General features: G+C 42.1%; 9 protein-coding genes and 1 pseudogene. 7 read left to right on the forward strand and 3 right to left on the reverse strand.

Features of this window, described 5'->3' with window-relative positions:
* Positions 1-129: 129 nt before the first annotated feature.
* From V5G28_RS28675 to V5G28_RS28700, 6 genes are all read left to right on the forward strand, one after another.
* Positions 130-540, forward strand: a complete 411-nt coding sequence (locus V5G28_RS28675; protein WP_332996787.1) for a DMT family transporter — start codon at positions 130-132, stop codon at positions 538-540.
* Between the two features lie 712 nt (positions 541-1,252).
* Entirely contained in the window at positions 1,253-1,945 is a 693-nt protein-coding gene (locus tag V5G28_RS28680) for a hypothetical protein (protein WP_332996789.1), read from the forward strand.
* A 17-nt stretch (positions 1,946-1,962) separates the two neighbouring features.
* On the forward strand, positions 1,963-3,168 hold the full coding sequence (locus tag V5G28_RS28685; protein ID WP_336231403.1) for a cytochrome P450: 1,206 nt from the start codon (positions 1,963-1,965) through the stop codon (positions 3,166-3,168).
* Positions 3,169-3,374: 206 nt separating this feature from the next.
* Entirely contained in the window at positions 3,375-3,557 is a 183-nt protein-coding gene (locus V5G28_RS28690; RefSeq protein WP_332996793.1) for a hypothetical protein, read from the forward strand.
* 250 nt (positions 3,558-3,807) lie between these two features.
* The gene (locus V5G28_RS28695) at positions 3,808-4,176 is read left to right on the forward strand and encodes a response regulator (protein WP_332996795.1); all 369 of its coding nucleotides are present in this window, start codon (positions 3,808-3,810) and stop codon (positions 4,174-4,176) included.
* 180 nt (positions 4,177-4,356) lie between these two features.
* Positions 4,357-4,998, forward strand: a complete 642-nt coding sequence (locus V5G28_RS28700; RefSeq protein ID WP_332996797.1) for a 2OG-Fe(II) oxygenase family protein — start codon at positions 4,357-4,359, stop codon at positions 4,996-4,998.
* Positions 4,999-5,238: 240 nt separating this feature from the next.
* Here the strand turns inward: V5G28_RS28700 and mtnB are convergent, their stop codons facing one another.
* A complete protein-coding gene (gene mtnB / locus V5G28_RS28705; protein WP_332996799.1) occupies positions 5,239-5,883 on the reverse strand; it encodes a methylthioribulose 1-phosphate dehydratase in 645 nt (214 codons plus the stop codon).
* A 99-nt stretch (positions 5,884-5,982) separates the two neighbouring features.
* Positions 5,983-6,534: a 1,2-dihydroxy-3-keto-5-methylthiopentene dioxygenase gene (locus V5G28_RS28710; protein ID WP_332996801.1), complete on the reverse strand. Its 552-nt coding sequence runs from the start codon at positions 6,532-6,534 to the stop codon at positions 5,983-5,985.
* A 244-nt stretch (positions 6,535-6,778) separates the two neighbouring features.
* On the opposite strand from V5G28_RS28710, the pseudogene V5G28_RS28715 reads away from it, so the two are divergent.
* Positions 6,779-8,024, forward strand: a pseudogene (locus tag V5G28_RS28715) (RNA-guided endonuclease InsQ/TnpB family protein).
* Between the two features lie 43 nt (positions 8,025-8,067).
* On the opposite strand, the gene V5G28_RS28720 reads toward V5G28_RS28715, so the two are convergent.
* Positions 8,068-9,024: a peptidoglycan-binding domain-containing protein gene (locus V5G28_RS28720; protein WP_332996805.1), complete on the reverse strand. Its 957-nt coding sequence runs from the start codon at positions 9,022-9,024 to the stop codon at positions 8,068-8,070.
* Positions 9,025-9,475 lie beyond the last annotated feature (451 nt).

Consider the following 9,475-nt stretch of genomic DNA (forward strand, 5'->3'; position numbering starts at 1 on the left):
ACTCAATGTTAGTAGATCGTATCACTGATTTACTTTCATTGAAAAGCTTTGTAAGGGCGACAATCCTACACCCTTACAAAGGATTCATTTGTGACAGAGGTTATAGCAATTGGTAGAAGTTGATTTGCAATGCTTAGTTTATTAATTAAATTTCTTTCAGTTGATTTAATGCGATTAGAAAAAATGTTGCTAAAACGTATAAGTAAAAAGGGAAAAACATTGTTGAGTTGGTTATATCTTGTTTTAGGTATTATTTTTGAGGTTTCTGGAACCACATTCATGAAATTTTCAGCAGGCTTTACGAAACCTCTGCCCAGCATTTTAATATTTGTCTTTTATGCTATGAGTTTAATTTCTGTAACCATTGCATTAAAAAAATTAGATATTGGTGTAGCTTATGCTGTTTGGTCAGGTGTGGGAACAATGATCATATCAATGGTTGGTATCTTATACTTTAGAGAATCTATTTCTCTAACTAAAATTATTTCAATGGTATTAATTATTGCAGGAGTTATTAGTTTAAATTTAACTAGTAGTTGACCAAAAATAATGGGATACAAGCCCCCCCTTTTAACGAAGTAGAGGGCAGTCCCTATGAAACAAGTTTCACCCACCAAAGATGAAAGAGGTTTTTTATTCTATACCCCTACACCCTTTACACCCATTTTCAAGCTAGACAGGTCTAGTACGTTACGCCGTTCGTATAGGATTGGTGCTGCCTGATACTTAAATAATACTAGTCCTGAGTTGAACAGTGCGGATCTTGAGCGAGACTCAGGACTTTTCTCCTCACAACTCAGGGTTTCCCTGATTGTGTTCTCAACTGATTTAGCGTAATTTAGGTATTAGATTGAGTGCAGAAAGTACAGACTTTCCTCAAAGTCAAGCAGAAGGCATAAACTGCCTTTAGTTGTAAGTTTTGCATTCAAGCAATTTACACTCTGATAGTGGTTTCCCGGTTGGAAACGCACTCATAAATTGATGCCACCTCTGCACATTCTTTTAGTAGACGATAGCCTTGCTTTTCTCTAATCCGCAACCCGTTTTTTAGCAATGGATAAGCGGCTGGAGGTTGTCGAGTCTATCAAATACTTTTATCTCAAAACTTTGATACTTCACAAAAAGTACAATGTCTTTTCGATTGGTTTTCTCTCGTTCACCCTTGTGTATTTGGTTGAATTTCGGGTTGCGATTTGAATGGTTTTGTTATAAACAATTGACATCAATTAAACATTAGTCTTTGTGAGAAAAAATGCTGCATACATCATCAACTGCATTATTAGATTCCCAACTCAAGCAATCGCCATCTAATCAAAAACAAGAGTTAGCCTCTTATGTAAAAAGTCTTTATGGAGATATTGCTATTTCTGAATGTCCTTTTACAGAAGAAGAGATAGGCGAATTATCAAAAACGAATGAATTGTTGATTTATTTACCTGCAAAGCTGACGATGCAGCAACTTTGTGATAGGTTTGGCATTAAAGCTAATGTAAATTTCGAGAATGAAACCATGATTAGAAATACGATGGTTTCAGAAGACCAATGGTTTATCGCCTCTAATAGTAAAACACCGGAATTAATTAACGAAACTGGGCTTTTCAGCAAGCGAGTCTATGAAGATGAAGGTCTTCATGGCATGGATTTGAGAAGATATCTTGCATTCGCAGCAACTTTTAAATATTATTTTGATGAATTTCCCGACCAAACCTATTGGTGTTTTCTCTTATCAGGAAGCTACGACCGTAGCGGTGTATCTGTTGTTGGGTTTGATGCAAAAGGTGTACTTAGCCATCATGGTTGGATGAAGAATTTTAAAGCTAAGTATTGTGGTTCTAGATATATAGTTATTGCTCCGAGAATTGAAATATTGCGTTCTACAAAGTCATTAAAAAGGGCGCGTCGCGGGAACGGAAGTGCTGAAGGTAAAGAAGCAAGTATGGGTTAAACTTACGTATGTCACTTGTGCAAATATACGATTTATTTAGCCCTGATTTCTACGCACAACCAGAACCTACTTTAGATGAGATGCGCTTAAATCATCCTGTTTATTGGTGTACTCGTCTAGAGTCTTGGGTATTAACACGTTATCAGGATATTTCAACCACGATTCGAAATGCGAATTTTTCGGTGGATAGAAATGGTCAAATTGCTAGGGGAGGGTCGCCTGCACTGCAGGAGAAACTAAATTTTTGCAATAACTTTTTTGCCAGTTGGATGGTTTTTTCTGACCCTCCCAGGCACACATTTCTACGCAATATTGTGTCTGGAGTGTTCACTCCCTCACTGATGGAAAGTTATAAGCTTTGCATTGAAGATTTGACTTGGGAACTGATTAAAAACGTTAGTGCTAAGGGAGAAATGGAACTAATTCAAGATTTTGCAGTTCCCCTCCCTGCGCTGGTGACGGCAAAGATGTTTGGCATATCGCGAACGCATATTACAGAACTAAAAGATTGGAGTAGTAGTATATTTACTCTACTTGGAGCTGACAATGCTAGCGATGAGGCGATTAATGCAACTTACCAAAACTTGGTAAAATGTATTACATACTTTCACATGCTAGTGGAAGAACATCGTAGTTCTAAGAGTGATAGTTTAATCAATCAATTAGCCAACGCTTCCTATTGTTCGGCTCAACTTAGTACTCAAGAAGTTGCTACCATGTGTATTGTCATGATGGCTGGTGCTTACGAAACTACAACACACTTAATTGCTAATGGTATACTTGCACTATTACAAAACCCTGCCGAGTTAAACAAACTCAAAGACAATCCAGCCTTAATCGACAGCGCAGTTGAAGAAGTATTTCGGTATTGTGGGCCTGCTTTTAGCGTCGTTCGTCGAGCTAAATTAGATACGCACATCAATGGACAAAATATTCAAGCCGGACAAAAGATTTATTGTCTGTTACACGCAGGCAACCACGACCCAGAACGTTTTCACCAGCCAAGTAAACTAGACATTTCTCGGCAAGACAACCGTCATTTAGGATTGGGATTAGGTATCCACTTTTGTCTTGGTGCAGTTCTAACTCGCTTGGAAACCAAAGTCGCCATTAACTCTCTTGTCCAAAACTTCCCAAATATACATCTAAATTCCTCCAAACTTGAGTGGATACCTAATTTAGCAATGCGAGGTTTAAAAAAATTACCTATTGCATTTTCTTGATTAAATTATCGCTGATATGAGTTTAAAAGATAGGTAAAAAATAGAACTTACACATTGACAAAGATGGCAAGATGTAAATGGGGACTTATGAGCGTAATTTAATATGCCTTCGCTTTGGTAGGTGCAATCAAGTAACGATAATACTTGATATTAGATAGATTTAGGGTTCTGACTATCAGAGCGATTAATACCAATTCTCTGTAACAATGGGCTTAATAATTACCCCCCGCCTTTGGCGTCCCCCCCTTGGTAAGGGGGGACTACAGGGGGGTGGAATTAAGCTCAACTTCATAGAGAAAATTCAACTGATGAAACGCCTGGGCATTCATGATGTTGCAGGTCTAGTACGTTACGCCCTTCGTATAGGATTGCTGCTGCCTGATACTTAAATAATACTAGTCCTGAGTTGAACAGTGCGGATCTTGAGCGAGACTCAGGACTTTTCTCCTCACAACTCAGGGTTTTCCTGATTGGGTTCTCAACTGATTTAGCGTAATTTAGGTATTAGATTGAGTGCAGAAAGTACAGACTTTCCGCAAAGTCAAGCAGAAGGCATAACTGCCTTTAGTTGCAAGTTTTGCATTCAAGCAATTTACACTCTGACAGTGGTTTCCCCCTTGGAAACACACTAATAAACTGATGCCACCTCTGCGCATTCTTCTAGTAGACGACAGCCTTACTTTTCTCAAATCCGCAACCCGTTTTTTAGCAATGGATAAGCGGCTGGAGGTTGTCGGGTCTGTTCTGTCCGCAACAGAAGCGCTGGAGCTAATTCCTCTATTGTGCCCTGATTTGGTACTCATCGATTTAGCGATGCCTGAAATGAATGGTCTGGAAGCAACACGCCTTATAAAAGCGCAGCCAAATGCACCATACGTCATCTTTTTAACGTTGAACGATAGTAACGAAGAGCGTGCTGCAGCTAAGGTTGTAGGTGCAGATGGCTTTGTTACTAAGTCGGAATTTTCTTCATCTTTGCTGCCCTTGATAGACTCTTTATTTGCTTAGTGCAGAATTTCATAAATTCGTAGCGTTTCTTTTGCCCAGGACTTGAGACTTGCGGCTGGTTAATTCCTCATGAACTTGCGAAATGTTGTACTTAGCTAGTTACGACATCACTAAATGCAAGTACGCAGAATTAAAGCAGTCAAAGTAGTCGCTAGATAGCATTTTTTATCACTGCTGAAATTGACGGCTCTGGGGTTGGGGCTGGATGATATTAACGCTTTAACGAAATTGACCAGGGATGGTTGGCACCATATGCGCGTATTGCGATTTCCGACGCTATCCCAAAAATCGGCGAGGGGGATCGGCGCACATACCGACTACGGGCTATTGGTCATCGCAGCCCAGGATGACGTGGGTGGTCTCTATATACGTCCACCGGTCGAAGGGGAAAAGAGAAACAGAAATTGGTTATCGACCGAAAGCATGGCAGGTATGTATGAAAACGATGATCCTTGGACCTTTGTGAAGCCTGTGCCAAGTGTACTGACCGTGTTTCCTGGCGATATTCTGCAGTTCCTGAGTAATGGCTACCTACTCTCAACGCCGCATAAAGTCAGGCTAAACACGAGGGAGCGATTTGCGCTAGCGTACTTCCATGAGCCCAATTTCGATGCTTGTGTCCGCCCGCTGTTTGATCCGTCAAGCGATGAGCATATCCACTACGGAACGCACTTTACAAATATGTTCATGAGGTGTTATCCAGACCGAATAACCACACGCCGTATTATCAATGAAGACCGCTTGTCAATTTTGGCTCGTTTGGAAAACAAGACCCTTGGTCGTTTGACCACAATGAAAAACGCATACGCATTGCAAAGATAATAACCAAACGGGAGCAACGCGAAAAAGTTGGATCAAACCGAAAAAGGGCGATCGCACTCGCAATTGGCGCGGAAGAGTGGAAATGCCATTGGTGCATCGACATTCTTATCATCGATTCATCGATACAGAATGCGGTCATTTGTTTATCCCCAACTAGGGAAGTCTCAATTTTTAAGAGGCAACCAAATCAAGCTGCCACAGTTGGGATGGTTAGAGTCTGTCCGCTGTCAAGAATTACAACTAAGCATTTTCAGATCCCCAAATACCCACTCCTTTTGCTGCGACTATGTAGCGGAAAATGTATTCTACTAACTCAATGTAATTACAGGCAGTTTTGGGCGAAGATGCCCAAACTGTAACACCGTGGTCGCGGATGAGTAAAGCCGGGAGTTGCGCAGAAGTTCTTGTAAAGCGCTCTTTTATCTGATCAGCAATGCGGGAAACCTGTAAATGATTGGCGAATATCGGCATACCACAATCGGGGTTTTCTTCCCACACTCCCAGCCCTTTGAGCATCTCCAACGGTGGTAGGGGCAAGGTATCACCTTTGACAAACCGAGAAACCAAATTTGCTTCAACTGAGTGGACGTGGTAGCAGCTGTTAGCTTCAGGAAATAGGGCATAGACAACTTGGTGAATAGCTGTTTCAGCTGAAGGCTTCACATCGGGTGAGGGTTGTTCCACATTGCCGTTTGGATGAATACGCACAAAATCACCAGGTTCTAATTCTCCTTTAGATCGACCACTGGCTGTAATCCAGAAGCTACCATCGGGCAAACGAGCTGAGAGATTTCCCGCAGTTCCTACCATCCATCTTTGTTGGTAGAAGTGACGGGCAGCACAGATAAGTTCAAGACGGGGATCGTCTTGCGTTGAGCTTTTCATTTGATTAGATTAGTTCCACTATCTTGGTAGGTAGTCACCCACTTTTAAAAAGTCGAAGTCACAAAAAACTATCCGCCTCACTTCATCAGCGAATGTATTTCACGCTATAGCCTGACGAGTGCGAATTTCTGTACCTGTGTACTCGGGAGTCCAACCTTCTGTTCCAGTAAAATACCGCACTGCTTTAATCCGCCTTGCTGGAGTCAGATAAAACCAGTGTTCAGTTCCCGTAGGTACGTTGATGTACTCTTCTGGCTGTACTGTCAATTCTACTTGAGTTCCATCAGGTCGGACAAAACCAAAAATCCCTTCTCCGTCTACGATATAGCGTACTTCATCTTCTGAATGAGTATGAATTTTGTCAAACTTCGTCAGCAGTGCATCAAGGTTAGGGATACCTGGATGCAGGACGATGAGATCGCGGGTTTGATAGCCTGCTGTTTGTTGAAGTTGCTCAAAATAGCCATCTAGAGATTTTAAGACTTGTTCTTTCTCATCCTCGTTGAGGCTATCTTGTGCTATTAGTTGACGCAATTGTTGACTATCTCCCACAGCCCAGCGATTAAGTTGGATGTTTAGGGGTGCTAATTCGCGGGAAATGTCTTGCAAATCAGTGTATCGTGTTCCATCTTGCAATTCTAGAATCGCCATAGCTCACCTCGCGCAAAGATATATATTCTACGGTATCTCTACTGACTTGTTATTGTTCATTGAAAAAAGTTGAGGAGTTTAGCCACTCGTCTCGTGTGGTTTACCGAGAATCGAAGGGTGAAAGCCCCTGCATTTATGCATGGGGATGAAACCCGTTCGCGCAGCGTGCCCGTCAGGGCTTAGGGGAATTTATTCCCCGTCAAGATATCTGTGCTATAATTACGCTATACAGTTGAGCGTAAAGATGCTGGTATTTGAGGCAAAATTGGAAGGAACAAAGGAGCAGTATGGAAAGCTGGATGAAGCTATCCGTACTGCCCGATTTGTTCGGAACAGTTGCCTGAGATACTGGATGGACAACAAAGACATCGACAAATATGACTTGAGTGCATATTGTGCTGTTCTTGCAAAAGAATTCGAGTTTGCTGCCAACCTTAACTCTATGGCTCGTCAAGCTAGTGCACAGCGAGCTTGGGCTGCAATATCTCGTTTCTACGACAACTGCAAGAAAAATAAGCCAGGAATGAAAGGATATCCACGCTTTAAGAAAGAACAAACACATGGTTCTGTTGAATACAAAACCAGTGGTTGGAAACTTTCTAATGACAGACGGTATATCACCTTGACTGATGGTTTTGAGGCGGGAACCTTCAAGATGTGGGGAACCCGCGATTTGCATTTCTACCAGTTGAAGCAGTTTAAACGAGTGCGGGTTGTGCGTCGTGCAGATGGGTACTATCGCCAATTCTGTATTGACCAGGAACGTTTGGAGAAACGGGAACCAACATTTAAAACTGTTGGCATTGATGTTGGCTTGAACCACTTCTACACCGATTCTGACGGCCAGACTGTTGCAAATCCGCGTCATCTCCGCACAAGTGAAAAGTCTTTGAAACGACTGCAACGTCGTTTGTCCAAGACTAAGAAGGGTTCCAAGAACCGTTTAGAAACAGACTTGCTGGTGCAAACACCTCAAGGTAAGTCGCCAGCGTAAAGACTTTGCCGTGAAGACAGCAAGGTGCGTAGTGATGTCTAACGACCTCGTGGCGTATGAGGACTTGAAGGTGCGAAACATGGTGAGGAATCGACACCTTGCCAAATCGATATCTGATGCAGCGTGGACTCAGTTTCGCAGTTGGGTTGAATATTTTGGAAAAGTGTTTGGCGTGGTCACGGTTGCTGTTCCACCCCACTACACCTCCCAAAACTGTTCTAATTGCGGGAAGGTCGTCAACAAGTCTTTGAGTGCTAGGACGCATACTTGTTTGCATTGTGGACATACTCAAGATAGAGACCATAACGCTGCACGAAACATACTTGAGAGAGGACTACGCCAGGTCGCACAACGGGGGGAACCCCCGCAAGCGACTGGCTCCCGTACCGTGGGGCACACGGGAACGTTAATCGCCTCTGGAGACATCGACCTCTATTCTGGTGAAGAAATTCCTCAGAACAAGCCGAGTCGTGGAAAGAGGAAATCCAAGAAGTGATTCTTGGAATCCCCCGCCTTTAGGCGTGGGGAGGATGTCAACATCATCCCTCAAACTTACCACCAAGGGCTGTCCAAGTCAGTTTACCAACCTCCCCATCTACAGAAAGACCTGCTTGTGTCTGGAATGATCTGACAGCAGCTTCCGTTTGAGAACCAAAATCCCCATCTACTTTGCCTGCATTGTACCCTCTGGCATTCATCACTTTTTGCACAGCCTTGACATCATCTCCTGCTCTTCCTTGACGAAGATTGCGTCTGAGGGTTGGTAGTTCAAAGCCAGAATATATCAAATTCCAAGCTTCTCCTCGTTCACCTTCGTTAGGAATACGCCAAATTGACGAACCAGGATAGTAGTTCAAATAATCTTGAAGTTCGGCGACTGTTGCGGGTTTTGCGGTATCACTTTCCGAACCCCAAATTGGCAGAATTGGTTTTTTCAAGCCTAACTTCTTATGAGCATCTAAACAATCTTTAACTTCTTCTGGAGTTGTAGGTTTGAAAGTGAATTTTTCAAAATAAATTTGTGGCAAAGCCATATCGCAATACTTATCTAAAATCTGCCAAGGAACATTAGGATGAAGTCGAGGATTTCCGAAACTTGTATATCCAAAAGTTCCTTCCTTGACGAGCATACGCAGAGCCGAAAGAAGTTTATCTACATTTGCGTGAGTTTTGGTGTCTTCTACTTCTTTTTCTAAATCAATGATATAGCCATCCAGTCCACAATTAAGAGCTTGCCTGACTTTGACGACCTGTCTAGCGATGTCAGGAGTACCGTAGTGATATCCCCATCCATAAACTTCGATATTACGAGACTTAAAATCCTGAATAATTTCTGGATAACACTGCCAATCCCAAAAAGTAGGTTTTCCTTGAAAATTACCATCAAAAACTTTGAGATAAATTCGTTGAACTTTGCGTTCTACAAGTTTGTCCAGATAATCGCTGCGAATATCTGACAGATTCCAAATCCAAACTCCATTAGCTTGTTGAGTCATATTCACCAATTTTGCTCACTTAATAACATTGTTTAATGTAGGGAAAACATCAGTTGAAAGCTGATGAATTCCCTTTGACAGTATACTTAAAAAATTTGCTTTAGTAGGTAGGAATAAACACCTCCACGTTAACAAAAGTCATAACGCCTGAAACTTGCGTCCTAAACTAATAACTAATGACAGCCCTGACGAGTTAACTTTATTTTTACGACCTCCTTACAAATTCTTCAAAAATTTGTCTGTCGATTCCAGACGCTTCCAAAAAAATTTGTTTTGTAATAGATTTATTACAATAAGCATGCTGAGATTCATGCTCCCTTGTCCGCACGCCGAAGCTTGGGCGATCGCACTCCGTGCCTGCCGGGGCGCGATTGGGATTCGTTTTATTAGATTGCTTTTTTTTTCTTTATGTGCTTTCCAGTGCCTTCAAAACCTTCCAGTGTTTCAATGA

This window comes from Scytonema sp. PRP1, assembly GCF_036697665.2.
Taxonomy (GTDB): domain Bacteria; phylum Cyanobacteriota; class Cyanobacteriia; order Cyanobacteriales; family Nostocaceae; genus Kalymmatonema; species Kalymmatonema gypsitolerans.